This is a genomic window from Labilibaculum manganireducens, from assembly GCF_002843385.1.
Classification (GTDB): domain Bacteria; phylum Bacteroidota; class Bacteroidia; order Bacteroidales; family Marinifilaceae; genus Labilibaculum; species Labilibaculum manganireducens.
The window spans coordinates 21,217-41,562 of sequence record NZ_MVDE01000002.1; the positions used below are offsets into that span (position 1 = coordinate 21,217).

A 20,346-nucleotide genomic window follows, 5' to 3' on the forward strand; every position below is an offset into this window, starting at 1 on the left:
TTCTGGCAATTCCGGGAAAGAATATACCAGAAGCTTATTAGCATATCAATAAATCGGGATAAATAAGTCAGATCGAGTCTGATTTTATTTATTAATTGCAATTTAATTATATATTCCTTTCCGATCAAAATTTTTTGATTAATGTTTGAATTGTTTGTTGTGATAAAAATGTTGTTGGTCTGCAAAATATGGATGTACAGCGCTTTTTAGTAGTGTTATTTAAATGGAATTAAAATAAAGACATCTAATCGTTGTTAATAAAACATTTAGTATTGTTAATAAAACAACATAAAAAAAACGAAGCAAGTACTTCGTTTTTTTTATTTTATATTGTTTTAACAGGATTAATTTTTAGCTTTTGGGTTGAATCTTCAATTTTTGCCCCACTTTAAGACTTCCATCATCTTTTATATTATTAATTTTCATAATGTCGGAGTTGGAAATGCCCGGAAATTTCTTGGCGATAGTCCAGAAGTTGTCACCTCTTTTCACGGTATAATAAATGTATGATTCGTTACTGTTAGCAGTAGGAGTTGATTTCGCACTGGTTTGTGTTGTTGATGCAACTGTTTTGCCCAATGTAGCTTGTTTCTGACTGTAACTCATTGTATTGAAACTACTATAATAGGATTCTTTTCCTTTAGGAACATACAGCACTAGTTTTTGGCCAACTTTAATTAAGTTTCTTCTTACGTTATTCCAATATCTGAGATCCGACGTTCTAACGTGAAACCAGGAAGCAATAAGTCCTATGGCATCACCCGATTTTACTTTGTAATACACCTTGGCTTTATCCTTGGGTGCAACGTGGGCAAACTTTTGGTAACGGTCATTAGGATTTACCACTTTATCTTTCATGCTAAAATAATACTCCTTTTTGTAAGCAAAAATAGAGTCTTGATTATCTATAAACTTAGAGGTGTATTCCAGAGGGATTTTTAATGCATAACCATTTTTACTGGCAGGTATAATATCAGCTCTGTATTGAGGATTTAATTCTCTTAATTGTTCTTTTGAAATGTTGATTACGTTGGCAACCTGATCAAAGTGAAGTTGTTCACTAATAAGCAATGTGTCGCATGCAACAGGCAAATTTGATGGTTGCGGGAATAACTGATGCTCTTTGTGGTAATTAAAAGTATAAAGAGCGGCTATAAATGCAGGTACATATCCTCTTGTTTCTTTTGGTAAATGAAAATAGATATCCCAATAGTTTTTCTTACCGCCACTTCGTCTTATTGCTTTATTAACATTTCCTGGGCCACAGTTGTAGGCAGCAATTACCAAATGCCAATTTCCGTAAACCCGGTACATATCCTTCAGATATTTTACTGCGGCATAACTGGCTTTTACAGGATCTCTTCGCTCATCAATAAAAGTATTAATGTCAAGCTTATACATTCTGCCGGTTCCATACATAAATTGCCATAAACCACTGGCTCCGGCTCTGGATAGTGCTTTTGGATTTAAAGCCGATTCGATGATGGGTAAATATTTTAATTCCTGAGGCAGACCTTCTTTGTCCAAAATCTCTTCGATAATCGGGAAATAATATTCTGACATTCCCATCATCATTTCAACCTGAGATCTTCTTCTTTGCGAATACAATTCGATGTAGTTTCGCACGATTTTATTGTAAGATAAATCGATTATAGAAGGAATTTGTTCCAATCGTTTGATATAAACGGAATCGGGAATTTTTTCTGTTTGAACCGAAATGGAGTCCTGAACGTATTTTCTTGTTTTAAATGTATTTTTTGCGTACCACGAATAAAGCAGACTGTCTAAGTTGTTTGAGAAGGTTGTATTAATACTGTCATTCAAATCCCAGCGAACATCCACCGGATTAATTTTCAGAAAATCCAAAGAGTCCTTTTCAGTTTCCTCAATTACATTTACTGCAACTTTCGATAAGGTGTCAATTTCAGAAAGAGTTACTTGTTCAATTTCTGATTCTGTCTTGAATGTCTGTTCCGAACTTGACTGTTTGGTAGTGCTGCAAGCAAATGCTGTCCCTAAAAAAATAAGGGGTAAAATATATTGTTTTCTTTTCATCATTGTTTTTTAAAAGGTAATTTGGCATCTAAAGCCAAGAGAATTGCCCGAAAAAGCAGAATAACTAACCGCTGGTTCTACTTTAATAGTCAAGTCATTGTTCACATTAAAATTGGTAAAATGTGCATCAACCGCAGCATCAACAATATTTAGTACGTAAACTCCGACCAAAATGATATAGCTAAGATCGCGATCGTGCTTATAAGAGTCTTTACCATTTTGCAAAGTGGTTTTAAACCAGGTATCTGTACGTGAATCCGTTTCTTCCCAATCATTTTCCAGAATTTTCTGGTAACTATCCGCAGTAGGTTTTTCGGTCACTAGTTTTTCTTCTTCAGAGAGAGCTTTCCAATCGTAAAATTCAGAAAAATCTTTAAAGCCACTTTTGTATTTTTTATAATTTTTGGTATTCCAGTTAATGGCATAAACTGTTACCCCAATCCCTGCGTAAAGAATAGGTATCTTCCAGTACTTTTTGTTGTATGCTTGTCCTAAACCAGGAAATATAACAGAGTACATGGTTGCTTTATGAGGAGAATGAACTTTAACAATTGATTCTACCGCTACAGTGTCTGCTTCTACTAATTGCTGAGAAATGGCATTGTTTGACTTGCCAAAAAGCATAAGAAAGATCAGCCCAAGGATAATTACCAGGCGCAAATTATTCAATGTTTAAAATTTTAAAAGTTTCAACTAACTTATGATTTCATTTGATCCAATACTGCTAGGATACGTTCTAAATCGTCATCGGATGTAAATGGGATAATGATTTTTCCTTTGCCGTTTTTGGTGCGTTTAAGATCAACTTTTGCACTAAAATGATTGGCTAAGTGATCTTTTAAAGATTCATACTCTTTAGGAAGCGCTGTCACTTTCTCCGGAGCAGGTTTTTCTTCAGTTGTTTGGTTGAAATTACGAACCAATTCTTCAACTTTTCGAACTGAGAAATCATTTTCAACGGTTACTTGAAAAATTTCCAGTTGAGTTCTTGGATCATCAACATTTACCAATGCGCGGGCATGGCCCATAAGTAGTTTTTTCTCGCGAATTCCTTTTTGAATTTCAGCAGGTAGTCTTAGGAGTCGTAAATAATTTGAAACTGTAGAGCGTTTTTTGCCAACACGGTCAGATAAACTCTCTTGTGTCAGTTTGCACTCTTCAATTAATCTTTGGTAACTAATGGCAATTTCAATAGAATCAAGATCTTCACGTTGGATATTTTCAACCAAGGCAAGTTCCAGCATTTTATCATCTTCAGCCAATCGAACGTAAGCTGGAATTTTTGTTAGTCCGGCAATTTTAGCTGCCCGATAACGTCTTTCTCCGGCAATAAGCTGGTAGGAGTTATTATGAATTTTTCGAACCGTAATTGGCTGAACAATTCCTAATTCTTTAATAGATTGAGCCAATTCATTCAAAGCTTCCTCATCAAATTTGGTTCTTGGCTGATAGGGATTTGCTTCAATTTTTGAGATCTCGATTTCGTTACTTAAATCTTTTTCAGGTCTTGCCTGAACATCATCGATATCATTAATAAGTGCTCCTAATCCTCTTCCTAATGCGCTCTTTTTTACCATCTTACTATTTCAATATTATTCGCTAATGAGTTTTGCTTTGGTGTTTGTTTTTGTCAGGTTATTATTTTTCAATAATTCACGAGCCAAATTTAAGTAATTAACTGCTCCGGCCGATTCTGCATCGTAAAGAATTGCTGGTTTACCGTAACTTGGAGCCTCACCTAGCTTAGTGTTACGCTGAATGATTGTTTCGAAAACCATATCCTGAAAGTGTTTTTTAACTTCACTTACAACTTGATTAGATAATCGTAAACGGCTATCATACATCGTCAAAAGAAATCCTTCAATTTCCAAATCCGGATTTAAACGGTTCTGAATAATTTTAATCGTATTCAGAAGTTTTCCCAAACCTTCCAATGCAAAATATTCACACTGAACAGGAATGATTATTGAATTAGCTGCTGTCAGCGCATTCACGGTAATTAAACCAAGTGAAGGCGAACAGTCAATTAGAATAAAATCATAATCAGGACTTAATTTTTCAAGAACTTTCAATAAGATTTGCTCACGATTTGCAAGATTCAACATCTCAATTTCAGCACCTACCAAGTCAATGTGCGAAGGAAGAATATCAAATCCTTCAATCTCGCTATGCAAAATGGCTTCTTTAGGTTCAATTCCATCAACAATACATTCGTAAATGCTTTTTTCAATGTTTCGAACATCAAAGCCAATGCCTGAGGTCGAATTTGCCTGCGGATCAGCATCAACAATTAAAACCTTATACTCCAAAACAGCAAGACTTGAAGCAAGATTTATTGCTGTAGTGGTTTTTCCAACCCCTCCTTTTTGGTTTGCCAGAGCAATTATTTTAGCCATAAACAATTCTGATTACAAGGTTTTATATTATAAAAATGAACTTGTTCCAAAGATACTATTTTAAAGCATATTTAAAATTTTGAAGCGATCTAAAATAGTAACAAATGCAAGAGAATTATCAACATATTATAGTGCTGCAAGGCTAAAACCATAAGGAAACAGAACTCCTTGGGGATGAACGCTTTTCATAATTGAAAAATAACTTGTACGCTTTTCTAAAGTTTGTCGATTATCTTACTGCTTTCAGCTAAAAGTTGATCTTTGTTAATAGGTACAACAACAGGAATTTCACATACAATTCCTCCTGCAAGGTTCGAGATTGCAGCAATTTGTCTTGCATTCATACCGGTGGCCAAACACAAGGCCGCAACGCTGATTACAGTATCGCCGGCTCCTGAAACATCAGCAATTTGTCTAACTACTGCCGGAATGTGTTCGTAGGTTTTTTCATTGCTGATAAAAACGCCTAACTCTGATAAAGTAATAAATAGTTTTTTAATGCCCATCTTATTCTGAAACTTCTTGGCTTCGTCGAATAATCCTTGAATATCTCCTTTTTCAAGCAGAAGATTGGAACCTTCCACAAATTCTTTGAAGTTTGGTTTGAAAAGGCTTACATTTTTATAGTCGTTGTAATGACGTTTTTTAGGATCTGCCAAAACAGGAATTGCTTTACTGTTAGCAAGATTGGTGATTTCATCAATCAGGTTTTTGGTGATCACACCTTTGTCGTAATCTTCAAAAATAATCGCATGAATTTCATGTTTCTCGATTAAGCTTTTGATGTGATCAATAAACTCAGTTTCTATTTCATCCGCTAATTCATGAGTATCTTCCTCATCAACACGAATAAGGTGTTGGTTGTTGCTTATGAAGCGTGTTTTTACCGTTGTTCTCCGTTTGTTGCTAACAACTATTCCATATTGCTCTTCTTCAATCTCAGTTAAAAGATTTAGAAATTCTTTGCCTTTTTCATCCTCACCAATTACTGAACAAAGAATAGGGCTTGCACCTAACGATTTGATGTTTAGAGCTACGTTTGCTGCTCCACCTAATCTGCTTTCGTGTTTAACGCAAGAAACAATTGGTACCGGTGCCTCTGGTGATATCCGATCTACTTTACCCCAAACGTAGGCGTCAACCATAACGTCGCCGATAACCAGCACATTTAATTTGGAGAAGGATTCGAATGTTTGTTCTAATTCAATTTTATTCACTATTTCCTGGTTTTTGAATTATGTCAGCAAAGATAAACAAATTCGTGTGTTCGCGAATTTTTAGCACATTCCTTATGTATTTTTAACACATTTGGGAAGTTCGATTACAAATTTTAAATGCCTGAAACCGATGTCGTTTACATTGGATCGACGTCAAAATTAATTTGAATAGATTTAAATTGATCCATGCTTTTTAGATGATTTGCATGTTGATTTAAAATCCATTTGGCTTTAGATGGGGAACTTTTCTTTTCTATTTTTAAAAGGATATTAACGATGTATAAGTTTTGAATTCGGTTAATAACAGGCGATTGAGGCCCAAATACACGAATGCCAAAAATTTTCCGTAAAGATTTTGCCAAGGTTTCTGATGCCTGATTTACCAGAGTTTGGTTTTTGTGTTTTAAACAGATGTTGATTAAGCGGTAAAAAGGCGGATAAATAAATTCTTTTCTTTCTGCCAATTGATCGGAGTACATCGAAATATAATCGTTTTCGATTACATTTTTTATGATTGGGTGTTCGGGAGTATAAGTTTGTATCAGTACTTTGCCTCTTTTCTTTTTTCGTCCGGCACGTCCGGAAACCTGAGCCATCATCTGAAAACTCCGTTCGTAGGCACGAAAATCCGGGTAATTTAGCATTGAGTCGGCATTTAGCACACCAACCAAACTCACATTATCAAAATCGAGCCCCTTCGAAACCATTTGTGTGCCCACTAAAATATCGAGTTCCTGATTTTCGAATTTGTAAATGAGCTTTTCATAGGCCATCTTTTTTCGGGTGGTATCCAAATCCATTCTTGCAATTCTTGCATCAGGAAAGAAACCCGTTAATTCCTCTTCAATTTTTTCAGTTCCAAAACCTTTGTCTTCAATTTCGGTTGAACTGCAATGTTCACAGCTGGTTGGCGGATGAATACTGTGAGCACAGTAATGGCAAACCAACTGATTGTTGAATCGGTGGTATGTTAAGCTTACAGCACAGTTTGGGCAATGAGGAACCCACCCGCAGCTTTTGCATTCCAGATAGGGTGAATATCCTCTTCTGTTTTGAAATAAAATAATCTGTTCCTTATTTTTCAGGCAAGTCTCCATCATTTGCATCAACTCAGGAGAGAACATCGATTTCATCTGTTTTTTCCGTTTGGCTTCCTTTACATCAGCAATAATTATTTCAGGCATTTCCAGATTCTGGTGACGCTGAAACAATTCTACCAAACCGTATTTGCCCGTTTTGGCATTGTAGTAGGTTTCTATTGCGGGTGTGGCAGTGCCCAATAAAGTTTTTGCCTGATGCAGATGAGCCAGATAAATAGAAGCATCTCGTGCGTGGTATCGTGGAGCCGGATCGAATTGTTTGTACGTGTTTTCATGTTCTTCATCGACAATTATTAATCCTAAATTTTTGAAAGGCAAAAATATTGATGAACGAACACCTAAAATTACCTGATAGGCAGTATCAGGATTGTTTTGATTGATGTTGTTGTAGATTTCTACCCGTTCGGCATCGTTGAATTTTGAATGGTAGATTCCCACTTTATTTCCAAATACAGTTCGCAGCCGATTGATGATCTGAGTTGTTAAAGCAATTTCCGGCAACAGGTAAAGTACCTGTTTCCCAAGTTGTAACTGCTCCTGAATCAGATGGATGTATATTTCTGTTTTTCCACTTGAGGTGACTCCGTGGAGCAGTACACAGTTCTTCTCTTCAAAGTTTTCACGGATCTCAGCAATTGCTTTTTCCTGATATTCATTCAATTCTTTAAGTCCTGAAGTTTCGGCATGTGACAGATCGATTCTATCCAGTTTCTCATGGTAAATTTCAAGAATGCTTTTTTCCACCAAACTTTTTAAAACGCTTTTGGAAGCTGCTGTTGACTTTAAAAGTTCGGGGACTGAAACTTTTAGAGCATTTTCTTCGAAGTAGTGTTTGGAAAGATTAAGATAGGAGAGGAGTATCTCCTGTTGCTTTTTTGCTCTTTTTAAGTCATTAATCAGATCGCCCATTTCCGATTCGCTAAAATCAGATGCCAATCGAACAAACTCCTTTTTCTTTTCCTTGTAATGGTTAATAATTTGTTCTTCGATGGAAACAGCTCCTTTTTCGAGTAGTGATTTTACTTGAGGAAGCGTATTTTTTAATCCTGTGGCCTGATTTAAGGCAGAAATATTCACGTCTTTTGAATGCTTTAGTACATTCAAAATTTGCTCCTCGGTTTTGCTAAGAGCTTCCAAAGTCTGAAAATCTTCGTTTGCAGTTATCTTGGTTTGGCTTTCCAGCTTTAATCCTGAAGGAAGTGCCGCTTTAAAAACGTCACCTAAAGTACATTGGTAATATTGTGATATCCACTCCCAAAAATTGAATTGAAATGAATTGATAATCGGAGATTCATCGAGACAGGTAATAATGTCCTTAGTTGAATAATCTGCAGGAGCTGTGTTGTGAATGTTTTTTACAATTCCGGTGTAGAATTTTTTACTGCCGAAAGGAACAACTACCCTTTTTCCAATGGCCAAATCAGCTTTTAGTTCCTCGGGAATAGAGTAGGTAAAAAGCCGGGCCAATGGAAGTGGCAGTATGATATCTGCAAATTTGGTAGTTTTGTTCATTCGTGTGTTCTTTTTCCCCAAAGTTATGAGTTCTGATTAGAATCTCATCATAACTGGAAAATAAGCATGAACAAAAACCACCGTTTTCAGAAAATTTAGATAGAAAGAATATCGTTAAGACTCATCAGTGAATCCTTAACTTTCTTCTTGTTTTTAATGGTTTTGTTGAATGAAACGTGTGAAACCTCACCGTTAACAATTCCAACCATAATACTCTTTTGATCATCCAGTAAGGCTTCAACTGCGGCAACACCTAAAGTAGATGCAGTTACACGGTCGAAAGCCGATGGAGAACCACCTCTTTGCATGTGTCCCAAAACAGATACTCTAATGTCGTACTCAGGATGTTCTTTTCCAATTTCCTTTGCAATTGTGTAAGCGCCACCAGATTTGTCACCTTCGGCTACAATTACAATACCACTTGATTTGTGTTCTTTATATCCTTTTTCAAGATATTTTTGCAATTCCTGAGTGTGGGTTTCTTTTTCAGGAATTAAAATAGCTTCAGCTCCTGTTGCAATTCCACTTCGCAAAGCAATAAAACCAGCATCACGACCCATTACTTCAATAAAGAACAAACGGTTGTGAGCACTTGCAGTATCGCGGATTTTATCAACAGCGTCAATTACTGTGTTGATTGCCGTGTCGTAACCAATCGTGTAATCGGTACCAAACAAATCATTGTCAATAGTACCTGGAATTCCCACTACAGGGATATCAAATTCCTGTGTAAAAATTCGGGCTCCGGAAAATGTACCGTCACCACCAATAACCACAAGAGCATCTATTTTATTGGCAATCATTTGCTCATGCGCTTTTTTTCTTCCCTCAACAGTTCTGAATTCTTCACTTCTGGCCGAACGAAGAATGGTTCCGCCTTTTTGAATAATGTTGCTTACATCATGAGATTTCATTTTCTTAAAATCACCATGAATTAAGCCTTCGTATCCTTGCAGTACACCTACAACTTCAATTTTGTTATAGATAGCAGCACGAACAACAGCTCTGATGGCTGCATTCATTCCCGGAGCATCGCCTCCTGAAGTTAAAACTCCAATTTTCTTAATTTTAGACATGCTTAAATCGTTTTTATTTTCAAGTTTTATTTTTTCAATTGTATCATTCATCAGCCAGGTGGGAGTGGATGTTGCTCCGCTTACACCAACCGATTTTGCATTCGCAAACCAGTCCATATTCAACTCATCAGGGCAAGTGATAAAGTAACTGTTCCGATTTGTTCTTTTACAGACATCGAACAGTAATTTTCCGTTCGAACTTTTTTTTCCGCTCACAAAAATGATCACATCGTGTTTGCCTGCAAAATCCTTAAGTAAGGGAACACGATTCGATACCTTCCTGCAAATTGTATCATTAATGCTAAGGCTGTTTTTGCATTCTTTTTTCAGATATTCTGAAATTTCGGCAAAGCCTGAAATGGTTTTTGTTGTTTGCGAAAACAGAACAACCGGCAAGCTGAAGTTCACCAATTTTAAATCATCTGTATTTTCAACAACAATTGCCTTGCCTTCGGTTTGACCGACTAAACCATTTACCTCGGCATGACCTTTTTTACCGTATATAATTATTTGACCGTTTGACTTCTTAATCTCCCGGTATGCTTTTTTTATCTTTTTTTGCAGGTTTAAAACTACCGGGCACGAAGCATCAATAATTTCAATATTTTGATTTTTTGCTGTTTCGTAAGAGGTTGGAGGCTCTCCATGTGCTCTAAATAAAACTTTTTTTCCTGATAGTTTCGAAAACTGATCGTGATTGATGGCTTGTAACCCTTGAGCATTAAGACGATCAACTTCGATATTGTTGTGAACGATATCACCAATACAGAAGAGTTGATTGTCCTCTTTCAGTATTTCTTCCGCTTTATTTATGGCATTTACAACACCAAAGCAGAATCCGGCGTTAGGATCAATTTCAATATTCATTTTTTATCCTGTCTGTTGATTACTTACAGCTCATTCATGCGATCAACAATCCAATCCAATTGTTCGTCCGGAGTCAAATGGCTGTTGTTGAGTACAATTGCATCCTCAGCTTTTCGGAGCGGACTTTCATCACGGTTTTCATCGATATAATCTCTTTTTGAAACGTTCTCTCTGATTTCGTCCAATGAAATGTTTTCTCCTTTATCTTTTAGTTCTTTATAACGGCGAATGGCTCTTATTTCCACATCGGCAGTCATAAATATTTTTAAATCGGCATTTGGGAAAACCACAGTTCCAATATCCCTGCCGTCCATTATAACTCCACCTTCCTTGCTTAATTCACGCTGAAAAGCCACCATTTTCTCACGCACAAATTTGATTTTCGCAATCAGACTTACGTTGTTCGAAACAGCCATTTGGCGAATCTCATCTTCAACCAATTCAGCATTTAAATAAGTCTCGTGACGCTGTTTTTCAGTATTGTACTGAAAAGAGATGTTTACCTGATCGATTAAATGAGCCAGCTTATTTTCATCTACTTTGTCGCCGGAAATTAAGTTGTTTCTCATTGCAAAAAGAGTAACCACCCGATACATTGCGCCACTGTCAATATAAGTGTATTTAATTTTTTTTGCCAAATCCTTGGCAACAGTACTTTTTCCGCACGACGAATGTCCGTCGATTGCTATAATTAGTTTCTTTTCAGGTATATCCATTCTATTTATTGCTCGATTTTTTTGTGCAATTGGGTACAAAAGTATAAAGAAAATCGATCAAAATATGAGATTTGGAACTAAAAATAGGGGGTGTAAAAGATTATAGTCTCCTGTAAACGATTGAAATGCGCAATTTGAATTATTTTTTTTAGAAATTAAAGTCGCTTAATCGGGTGCTGATTGAGAAATGATTGCTTGCACCTGCCAAATGATACTTTGCCGAGGCAAAACTAACCTGGAAACGCGATACTTTAACTCCAAATCCCCAAGTGAATCCAACAGTCGAAGTTTTTTCATCAACTTTAAGTTCCATTCTTCGCTGAAAGTTGTACCCCAGCCGAATACTAAAGTTCTTCGATGGCAAAAACTCTGTACCTAAAATAAAGTGTTTCAGAGCTTTGTCGGAGAAACTGTCTTTGCCTGATTTTGAAAAAGAATCGTCAGTGCTATTTAATTCGGATTCGTAAGTCAGATCAAATTCTTCAAGATGGCGGTAGTTGATTGCAAAACGGAAAGGAGCATGCTGCAGTTTGGTGCTCAGTCCAATTAATACTTCATTCGGAAGATCTTCCCGATGCGATCCGTAGTAAGCTTTTATCTGATAACCAAAATTTCGTGCCACAATCGAGGCTCTGAATAGTTCATCGGAACTGTCGTAGATCAAGGCCAAATCGGCAGCCAAACCAAAAGAGCTGTATTTTTCCAAGGCCGAATAAACTGGTTTAATTGAAGCTCCCACACGAATATTCTTATTCAATTGCCTGCCATAACTAATAATCAGCGCGTAATCGGAAGCTTTAAAATTGCCAGTTATTTCTCCAAATTCGTTTGCTTCGGTAAATTTTCCATAGTTTACGTAATGCATCGCCAATGAAAAGGTGCCGATTTTAGCATAATCCTTGGTGTAGGAGGCGTATCCGTAATTGATATCAGTTAGGTAATTTACGTAATTCAATGCCACTTTTTGATCCAAATCGGGATGGAGGGCTGCAGGATTGTAAAAAGAGTAATCTGCATCAATATCGCTTAATGCAATTTGATCTCCTCCCATGGCAGTAACTCTGGCTGAACTTCCTAAATTCAGGAATTCGTAGATGTTTTCTCCACCACTTTGGCCTTTCAGCGTAAGACTTGCAAGAAGAGAAATGACGATTAGAATTGCTGTTTTATTCATAGAATTGATGGCTTAGGCATCCTAAAGATAGAAATCCGAATGAAAAGATTCTTGCTTACAGTTGTTCTTTTTTCTTTTTAAGGCGATCGACTACTTCGTAAACTGCAGGACAGTAATGTGTATTTTTTAATGTAAGATCGAGTATTTGATAAAAGCGTTTGCGATCGGTATGCGGATATTCGCGGCAGGCACGGGGACGATTTTCATAAACCATGCAGTAATTGTCTGGCATCAAAAACGGACAAGGGGTTTCCTTAAACACATAATCGTTTTCATTGTCCATATATAAATATTGATTGATGAACTCGGAAGGTTTCATTCTAAACTGTTTTGCCAGGCGTTCAATGTCCTTATCGATAACAATCGGACTAATGCTCTTGCAGCAATTGGCACATTCCAGGCAATCCAGATCTTCGAATACTTCATCGTGAAGTGTGTGAACAATAGAATCCAATTGTTTGGGTTTCTTTTTTTTAAGTCTGGTGAATAATTCTTTGGTAGCAGTTTCGGTATTTTTTGCATTCTGCTTCAACAACTCCAAATCGATCTTTATTTTGCCCATTATCTAATTCTATTTTTTGAAGTTTCAGTTTCGTTTGCGAGAGAAATAATCCGCTAATAATAGATATCTCAACTCTTCTTTGGAAATTGAGAATTTTAATGAGTACAAAAATAGCCGTAAAAATCGGAATTACATGGATGAGATTATTGGTTTTAGTAATTCTAATGAGATGTAAGCCGAAGCGGATGCGAATAGCTTAGGTTGTGGTAAGGTAATTTACTCTTTGGCTTTTGGTTGCGCATTTAATGTAGTGGCATGTTAAATTAAAAAGCATTGTGCTTGTATTTTAATGACAAATTACTGATAAACGATAATAAATTGTTGTAAAACAGAAATATATTTCTTAAATTCGTATGTTCATTATTTAATATATTATTGCTATGAAAAGTAACCGAAGAGTTTTAAAGCATTTAGCATCATCTTTTTATTTATTCTATATAATCAGTCTTTTAGGCTTGGTTGGTGCTGTGTTGTCATTTTTTATGGATTTAATTTTTGATTGGGATGGAGCGGTAGAAATGAGATTTAAGGTTATTTCAAGTTTTGTAGAACTTCCGACTAGTTTTACAATGCTTGATGGTAGTAAGTTTAATGGTGTGGGTGAGTTTTATATTTTGCCACGTGTTCTTGAAATAGATAATCTAAGTTATTGGATTCTAAGTTGGTTAGATCAGTTTATGTTGTTTGGTGTTGCGGTGTTCTTAACAAGGCAATTAAAGGAGGTGTTTGAATCAATATCATTGGCTTCAAAGAGTAATCTGTTCTTTGTTCGTAAAAATTACACTCGAATTAAGAGGGTTGGGCTAGTTTTAATTATTTTTTGTATTTATATGTTTATTGAATCCACTATTTATTCATATCTTTTTTTGAAAGACCTGCATGTTATGGATATAGCAATACATGTTAATCCTGATTTTAGTGTATTGTTTGGGATTTTTCCAGCTTTGATAGTTCTTGCAATTGCTCAAGTGTATAAAGCAGGAATTGAAATGAAAGAAGAAAGTGATTTAGTCATCTAAGGAATTTCAATTATGCCTATAATAACAAATTTAGATGTGATGCTGGCCAAGCGAAAGATGAGTTCGAAAGAGCTTGCAGATCGAATTGGGATAACGGTAGCCAATTTATCTATCCTGAAGAGTGGTAAAGCGAAAGCCATTCGTTTTTCTACATTGGAAGCTATTTGTCGGGAACTCCATTGCAAACCAGCTGATATTTTGGATTATATACCGTGTGAAGATAATTCCCCAAATTAATATGGGTTGAAATTTTCATTGATGGAATTTACGTGATTTTTATTTTTCGAATAAAAACTAAAAAATTAGCTTAAAGCCGTTTCTGCAGGTTTGTTGTTGGTAAGAGATTCTGCAATAAAATTATAATTGTTTACGAGATTCATAATTGGTGTTTGCAATAGCTCCAATATTCTTATGTCTAAAAAATATGTCTGTCAGGTTTGAGTCAGTTAAAATTTTTAAGTCCTAAGCGTAGGTGGAGTTGTTGTTGTTGTTGTTGTTGTTGTTGTTGTTGTTGTTGCCTCGATGTAATTAATAATCTCTTTCAGACTAATGTTTTCAATGTGTTGAGTTTCTAAAATATCTGTTTTAGAATTGAATTTAGAGGAAATGGTCTGTGCGAATTATTACTTGGCGGAATTGTTTTTTTTTAATTGTAAATACTCCTCATGCAGTAAAATGTGTTTCTCCTGTAATTCTACCAATTTGTGCAGGAGGACTGCATTTTCGTTTAAAAGATCGTTTATTTTTTTTGTATTGTGATAAATTACATCTGGTTCTTCTATTTTTATCTGTTTGTCTTCTTCTTGCTTAGTGTTGCTGTCCAATATTTTTTTTAGCAAATAGTTGGCATCTTTATTACAGGCAATTGAAATCTGTTTTAAGGTCTCAGGTTTCCAATTGTCTTTCTTCATATAGGCATATATTGTTCGCCTGTCAACATTAATTCTTCTTGCAATTTCAGTAATTGGCAACCCCGATTCCGTAATTAATGTTTTTATAATATCGCCTTTTGACATGAGGTGTGAATTATTTAATCAAAAAGTGTCTATTTAATTTGGACAGCTTTGTGAAATTTATAATCTTTATTATGAAATAGAATAAGAGTTATGTGATCTCTAGCGCACAAATTAAGCAATAGTTTTAAAATAGCGGTATTCAATGCAAAAAAAATTTAACATCAATGATCGATTGGGGAATTTAAAAGCCAAGGAAGGAGCTGCGCTCAGAAAAGCAATTGCACTAATGATGGGTAGAACAAGAGAGCATGTTAGCAGAATTCTTAATGCGCCGGAGGGTTCATCAAAAGATTTTCCTTCTGAAGTAATTATAAGGCTTGCTGATTTTTTTGAATGTAATCCTGAAGATTTATATAATACTCCACCCAGGCCAATAAATAAAAAAGAGTTGTTTAATGTAGAACATGACTGAGAAATTAAAAATCGCACTTTTGCTTTTTTTCGTGTTTTTGTAATGTAAGTATGATTAAGATGAATAATTATGATGTTTTTAGTACAAGAGCCAAAGTGATTGACAGACTCTTGGTTGTATTATTTTTTGTGATATTATTGTTGGCTGTATATTGGGTTTGGTTATCTTATTCTTGGACTTTATCATTGAATTCTTCAATTTCTTGCCAATAACAAAAGACAATGTAGAAGTGTAGCGAGAGAATTCCGATGAAATATTATTTTAACAATTACAGGTTTCGTTTCTGGAGTTGTAGGATGAGTTTTTAACAGAAGTGACTATAATTACCTGATTTCAAAACAATTACCTTTTGTGTTGTTCTAGATAGATTTTAGTATAGATATGTTGAGTTTTTTTTGACGATAAAAAATACTTAAAATTAAATCCCTCAACTTTTCCTCTTGTCCCATTTTTTGGTACGAGATCTGTAACGGGCAAAAAATAAAAAACGCAAACAACAGGAATACTGTTATTTGCGTTTTACTTTGGGTGAAAGACCGGTCTCGAACCGGCGACCTCTGGAACCACAATCCAGCGCTCTAACCAACTGAGCTACAATCACCATTTTTGCTCTAATGCGGTGCAAATATAGAGAAATCTTTAATTATTATCCAAGTGTTTAATGAAAAAAATATAAAAATATATTCTGAAAGGATTATAAACTCTACCTTTGCAGGCAGTTAACTAATTTTAGTAAAATGGATTTTTTTATCGATAGAAAAGAAACAGAAGAATTGTTTCAGGAAATTTTCAAGAAAATTCAAATTCTTCGTAATGGTGAGACACATCATGAAATGAAAAAATTTGGATTGAAATACCCAAAATCATTGGGAGCAACAATTGTAAATTTGCGGGAAATTGGGAAAGATTATCAGAAGGATCATCTTTTAGCGCATAAATTGTGGACAAAAGGCTTTCGCGAATCGAAAATTGTGGCAACTCTTCTCGAAGAACCGGAAAAAGTGACAGGAGATCAGTTAGAGCGTTGGTTCGCCGAGATGGATTCAAATGAATTATTGGAGCAGGCTAGTATGAATCTTTTTCAGTATCTGCCTAATATAAAAGAGCTTGTTAAAGAGTGGGTGAAAAGTGAGGATGCCTCAAAACAGGTGTGTGCAGTAATGGTTGTTGGACGCCTGGCAATGGATAAAAAAGAGGAGAGTGACAGGCTGTTTATCGATTTTATAGAAATGCTTCCAAAGAAATTCGAGGATGCTTACTTTTTGAATCAGGTAAAAAGAGCCTTGGGAAAAATTGCCCGAAGAGGAGATGTTGTTGTAAATAAGCTTGTTGCTTTGGTTTGCGAATTAAAGAGAGAGGATGAGGATTGGAAAGAGATTTGGGCTGATCTTCAATATGAACTTAATTTGTAAGTGTTTTTTAAGATATTTTATGATGTGATATGGCATTCACATCTAGGAAAAGAAAATTAAACAAAGTAAATTTGAGACAAATTTTTGCAACATTTAAGAATAGATTTTAAAGATTAATAGTTAACACATATGGGATATACAAAAAGTTCAAATCCTGTTCTAAGCGAAAAGATTTTTTACGCTTCAAGAAGTGGATCGTACAGTGAAGCAATGACGGTAAACGGAACCGTAAATAAAGTTGGTTTGTTACTGTTTTTCCTTGTAGCTGCAGCAAGTTATACATGGGGATTATACAATGATTCTATGGATTCATCGGTGGTAATGCCGTGGTTAATAGGTGGAGCTATTGCAGGCTTAATTCTTGCTGTTGCTACTGCTTTTAAGCCGGTTTGGTCTCCTTACACAGCTCCTTTTTATGCTTTAGCCGAAGGTTTAATGTTGGGAGGTTTATCAGCAATGATGAATTCGGCCTATCCTGGTATTGTAGTGCAGGCGGTTGGTTTAACATTTGCCACTTTGCTTGCAATGCTTTTTGCCTATAAATCAGGATTAATTAAAGCAACAGAAAAATTTAAGTCTGGAGTTATTGCAGCTACAGGTGGTATCTTTATATTTTACATGTTGAACTGGATTTTGAGCATGTTTGGCATTGGCTTAAATATCGCAAATGGTTCTGATTTACTAAGTATTGGGATCAGCCTGTTTATTGTTGTTATAGCTGCACTTAATCTGGTTTTAGATTTCGATTTTATTGAAAAAGGTGCCCAATCCGGAGCTCCAAAATATATGGAGTGGTATGGTGCATTTGGGCTGATGGTAACATTGGTTTGGTTGTATGTTGAATTGTTGAGATTGCTCTCGAAATTGGCAAGACGATAAAATTTACATTGAAACCCCAAATTACAAAACTTAAATTAAAACGAATCGAGTGAGGATAGTTGAAGTTTTAGATCAGACGCATCAAAAAGATTTTTTAGATATTGCCAGAACCATTTATAAGGATGATTCCAATTATGCGTGTCCGTTGGATGCTGAGATTGAAGGAATATTTGATCCGAAGGAAAATTCATTCTTTAAGCATGGTGAGGCAGGTCGATGGATATTGCAAAACGATGAAGGAAAAGTAATTGGCCGCATAGCTGCGTTTATTAACACCAATAAAGCTTTTTCTTTTGATCAGCCGACAGGCGGATGTGGTTTTTTTGAATGTGTAAATGACAAGAAGGCAGCTTTTCTTTTGTTTGATACAGCAAAAGAGTGGTTAACTGTGCGTGGTATGGAAGCCATGGATGGTCCGGTGAATTTTGGCGAAAATGATAATCATTGGGGACTTTTGGTTGATGGTTTTATGCCTCAGGGATACGGAATGCCATATCATCAAAAATATTACAAGGTATTTTTCGAGGAGTATGGCTTTAAGGTGTTCTTCGAGCAGTATAGCTATCATCTTGATTTAAAAAAGCCTTTCCCTGAACGATTTTGGAAAATTGCAGAGTGGGTTGCTAAAAAGCCGGGATTTACTTTTGAGCATTTTTCATATGCAAAATCGGAAAAATACATTCAGGATTTAATTGCAATTTATAATGAAGCATGGAAATTTCATGATAATTTCTCGCCGATAGATCCTGAGGATATCCGTAAAATGGCTCTTGATGGAAAAGGAGTAGTTGAGGAAGAATTCATTTGGTTTGCTTATCATGAAGGAAATCCAATTGCATTTTTTGTGATGATGCCGGATATCAATCAGATCTTGATAAAGATGGATGGTAAATTTAATTTCTGGAGTAAACTGAAATTTTTATATAATTTAAAAAAGAAAGCAATTACCCGCGCTCGAATCTCAATAATGGGTGTTGTTCCTAAATATCAAAGATTTGGGGTGGAGTCGGCAATCTTCTGGCACATGGATAAAGTGATGAAGAGAAAACCGCATTATAAAGAAGTGGAACTTTCGTGGGTGGGAGACTTTAATCCGAAAATGATTTCTATTTATGAGTCGGTTGGTGGTGTGAAAATGAAAACGCATTATACCTATCGTTTGCTTTTTGACCCTAATAAACCTTTTAAACGGACACCTATTATCCCTCTGGAAAACAGGGGAAGTAAGGCAAAAGAGAAAAAAGTAGTGGAAAGAGGAGAATAATTTATTTATTCTTTTGCAAAACAGATTACAATATTTACCTTTGCAGCCTATTGGAAGTAGATTATAAGAAACTAAAGGATATTAAAATGAAACAAGGAATACATCCGGAAAATTACCGTCTTGTAGCTTTTAAAGACATGTCAAACGAAACTGTTTTTATTGCTAAGTCGACTGCTAGAACTAAAGAAACTATTGAGTTCGAAGGCATTGAGTACCCAGTTATTAAGCTTGAGATCTCTAATACATCTCACCCTTTCTACACAGGTAAGATGACATTAGTAGATACTGCTGGTCGTGTTGATAAGTTCATGAATCGTTACAAGAAACACATGGACGGTAACAAGAAGTAAGATTAAAAAATCTACCATATTAAGAAAAAGCCTCGATTATTCGAGGCTTTTTTTTATTTTTGATCATACATAAAAATCCTTCGGATTTAAATTACTACTACAATGAATTATATTCTTTTTGATGATGGGACTTGGAATGATCTGCGTCCACTCACATTTACCCGTCCGGTATCCGAGATTCGGGTTGGCATTTTAAGCATTCGTGAAAAATGGGAGAAATATCTTACAGCCAGCTTAAGTCATTTTACGCAGGATTATTTATCTGTAAAATATCCAATCTTTGTTCAGGAACAAAATGTATTGATTAATGGTTCGGTACTTCCGGATGAGAGGTTGAAAGATGCAATTTGGAATTTAAAAGTGGGAGAGTATCTTGCAAAGGATGGAGTTATTCTGGCTGCTAATTTTTTGGCTGCTGACCTTGAGTTAGTGAACAAGGAAGGAATTGAAGCAAAAGTTAAAGTTGTGTATAAACAGGCTGTTGATCGAATCGCAATGCCTTACGATATATTTGGAAGTAATGACAAGGCTCTTCGTGCCGATTTTGAATTGCTGACCAAAGGAAGACAATCGCAGACGATAAGTGATACGGTAAATGTTCTTGGAAAGGAGAATATATTTCTTGAAGTAGGAGCAAAAGTAGAATTTGCATGTCTTAATGCTGTTGACGGCCCAATTTACATTGGAAAAGATGCAGTTATTATGGAAGGATGTTTGGTGCGTGGTCCTTTGGCCATGTGCGAACATGCAGAATTAAAAATGGGTGCCAAAGTGTATGGTGCAACTACATTAGGTCCCTACTGCAAATGTGGCGGAGAATTAAATAATGTGGTGTTGTTTGGTTATTCGAGCAAAGCACATGATGGTTTTTTAGGAAATGCAGTATTGGGCGAATGGTGTAATATTGGTGCTGATACGAATAATTCAAATTTGAAAAACAATTATTCGGAAGTGAAGTTGTGGAACTACTCAAGTGAAAGTTTTGAAAAAACAGGCTTGCAGTTTTGTGGTACTATTATGGGCGATCACTCTAAATGCGGTATTAATACTATGTTGAATACCGGGACTGTTATTGGTGTAAGTGCCAATGTGTTTGGAGCAGGCTTTCCCCGTAATTTCATTCCCTCTTTTGCAATGGGCGGCAATCATGGTTTTAAGGAATATCGCTTAAAAGCAACTTTCGAAGTTGCTGATTTGGTAATGCAGCGCAGAGGTTTGGAATTTAATGAGGTGGAGAAAAATATATTAACAAACGTATTTGAAATGACCAAAGAGTATCGGAAATCATTTTAGCACAAATCCTTATTATATTAATATGA

The 20,346-nt window shown here is 35.7% G+C and carries 19 protein-coding genes and 1 tRNA gene; 8 read left to right on the forward strand and 12 right to left on the reverse strand.

Features of this window, described 5'->3' with window-relative positions:
- Nucleotides 1-351: 351 nt before the first annotated feature.
- From BZG01_RS01440 to BZG01_RS01485, 10 genes are all read right to left on the reverse strand, one after another.
- A complete protein-coding gene (locus BZG01_RS01440) occupies nt 352-2,055 on the reverse strand; it encodes a lytic transglycosylase domain-containing protein (protein ID WP_101308051.1) in 1,704 nt (567 codons plus the stop codon).
- A 9-nt stretch (nt 2,056-2,064) separates the two neighbouring features.
- Nucleotides 2,065-2,724: a DUF5683 domain-containing protein gene (locus BZG01_RS01445; RefSeq protein WP_143470804.1), complete on the reverse strand. Its 660-nt coding sequence runs from the start codon at nt 2,722-2,724 to the stop codon at nt 2,065-2,067.
- A gap of 29 nt (nt 2,725-2,753) precedes the next feature.
- Nucleotides 2,754-3,632: a ParB/RepB/Spo0J family partition protein gene (locus BZG01_RS01450; RefSeq protein ID WP_101308053.1), complete on the reverse strand. Its 879-nt coding sequence runs from the start codon at nt 3,630-3,632 to the stop codon at nt 2,754-2,756.
- A 15-nt stretch (nt 3,633-3,647) separates the two neighbouring features.
- Complete coding sequence (locus BZG01_RS01455; RefSeq protein ID WP_101308054.1) at nt 3,648-4,451, reverse strand: ParA family protein; 804 nt, start codon at nt 4,449-4,451, stop codon at nt 3,648-3,650.
- A 215-nt stretch (nt 4,452-4,666) separates the two neighbouring features.
- On the reverse strand, nt 4,667-5,668 hold the full coding sequence (locus BZG01_RS01460) for a bifunctional heptose 7-phosphate kinase/heptose 1-phosphate adenyltransferase (protein ID WP_218972978.1): 1,002 nt from the start codon (nt 5,666-5,668) through the stop codon (nt 4,667-4,669).
- A gap of 137 nt (nt 5,669-5,805) precedes the next feature.
- Entirely contained in the window at nt 5,806-8,280 is a 2,475-nt protein-coding gene (gene priA, locus BZG01_RS01465) for a replication restart helicase PriA (protein ID WP_101308055.1), read from the reverse strand.
- Between the two features lie 95 nt (nt 8,281-8,375).
- The gene (gene pfkA / locus BZG01_RS21945) at nt 8,376-10,223 is read right to left on the reverse strand and encodes a 6-phosphofructokinase (protein WP_101308056.1); all 1,848 of its coding nucleotides are present in this window, start codon (nt 10,221-10,223) and stop codon (nt 8,376-8,378) included.
- Nucleotides 10,224-10,246: 23 nt separating this feature from the next.
- Nucleotides 10,247-10,939 (reverse strand): (d)CMP kinase, encoded by a 693-nt coding sequence (gene cmk, locus BZG01_RS01475; RefSeq protein WP_101308057.1) that lies wholly within the window; start codon nt 10,937-10,939, stop codon nt 10,247-10,249.
- Nucleotides 10,940-11,087: 148 nt separating this feature from the next.
- Nucleotides 11,088-12,113, reverse strand: a complete 1,026-nt coding sequence (gene porQ / locus BZG01_RS01480; protein WP_101308058.1) for a type IX secretion system protein PorQ — start codon at nt 12,111-12,113, stop codon at nt 11,088-11,090.
- A gap of 55 nt (nt 12,114-12,168) precedes the next feature.
- Complete coding sequence (locus BZG01_RS01485; protein WP_101308059.1) at nt 12,169-12,675, reverse strand: YkgJ family cysteine cluster protein; 507 nt, start codon at nt 12,673-12,675, stop codon at nt 12,169-12,171.
- Nucleotides 12,676-13,055: 380 nt separating this feature from the next.
- Here BZG01_RS01485 and BZG01_RS01490 point away from each other — a divergent pair, with 380 nt between their 5' ends.
- Nucleotides 13,056-13,694: a DUF2975 domain-containing protein gene (locus BZG01_RS01490; protein ID WP_101308060.1), complete on the forward strand. Its 639-nt coding sequence runs from the start codon at nt 13,056-13,058 to the stop codon at nt 13,692-13,694.
- Nucleotides 13,695-13,706: 12 nt separating this feature from the next.
- Complete coding sequence (locus BZG01_RS01495) at nt 13,707-13,931, forward strand: helix-turn-helix domain-containing protein (protein WP_101308061.1); 225 nt, start codon at nt 13,707-13,709, stop codon at nt 13,929-13,931.
- A 386-nt stretch (nt 13,932-14,317) separates the two neighbouring features.
- Here the strand turns inward: BZG01_RS01495 and BZG01_RS01500 are convergent, their stop codons facing one another.
- Nucleotides 14,318-14,710 (reverse strand): terminase gpP N-terminus-related DNA-binding protein, encoded by a 393-nt coding sequence (locus BZG01_RS01500; protein ID WP_101308062.1) that lies wholly within the window; start codon nt 14,708-14,710, stop codon nt 14,318-14,320.
- A gap of 142 nt (nt 14,711-14,852) precedes the next feature.
- Here BZG01_RS01500 and BZG01_RS01505 point away from each other — a divergent pair, with 142 nt between their 5' ends.
- Nucleotides 14,853-15,122, forward strand: coding sequence for a hypothetical protein (locus tag BZG01_RS01505; protein ID WP_101308063.1), 270 nt, complete (start codon nt 14,853-14,855; stop codon nt 15,120-15,122).
- A gap of 526 nt (nt 15,123-15,648) precedes the next feature.
- Here BZG01_RS01505 and BZG01_RS01510 read toward each other — a convergent pair.
- A tRNA-His gene (locus BZG01_RS01510) sits at nt 15,649-15,724 on the reverse strand.
- Between the two features lie 135 nt (nt 15,725-15,859).
- On the opposite strand from BZG01_RS01510, the gene BZG01_RS01515 reads away from it, so the two are divergent.
- The 5 genes from BZG01_RS01515 to BZG01_RS01535 all read left to right on the forward strand — a co-directional run bounded on the left by BZG01_RS01515 (nt 15,860) and on the right by BZG01_RS01535 (nt 20,320).
- Nucleotides 15,860-16,534 (forward strand): DNA alkylation repair protein, encoded by a 675-nt coding sequence (locus BZG01_RS01515; RefSeq protein ID WP_101308064.1) that lies wholly within the window; start codon nt 15,860-15,862, stop codon nt 16,532-16,534.
- A 129-nt stretch (nt 16,535-16,663) separates the two neighbouring features.
- A complete protein-coding gene (locus tag BZG01_RS01520) occupies nt 16,664-17,413 on the forward strand; it encodes a Bax inhibitor-1/YccA family protein (protein WP_101308065.1) in 750 nt (249 codons plus the stop codon).
- A gap of 49 nt (nt 17,414-17,462) precedes the next feature.
- Nucleotides 17,463-18,677 (forward strand): N-acetyltransferase, encoded by a 1,215-nt coding sequence (locus BZG01_RS01525; RefSeq protein WP_180327165.1) that lies wholly within the window; start codon nt 17,463-17,465, stop codon nt 18,675-18,677.
- An 86-nt stretch (nt 18,678-18,763) separates the two neighbouring features.
- Nucleotides 18,764-19,027 carry a type B 50S ribosomal protein L31 gene (locus tag BZG01_RS01530; RefSeq protein ID WP_101308277.1) on the forward strand — a complete coding sequence of 88 codons (264 nt, stop codon included), beginning with the start codon at nt 18,764-18,766 and terminating at the stop codon, nt 19,025-19,027.
- 102 nt (nt 19,028-19,129) lie between these two features.
- Nucleotides 19,130-20,320, forward strand: coding sequence for a GlmU family protein (locus BZG01_RS01535; RefSeq protein WP_101308066.1), 1,191 nt, complete (start codon nt 19,130-19,132; stop codon nt 20,318-20,320).
- Nucleotides 20,321-20,346 lie beyond the last annotated feature (26 nt).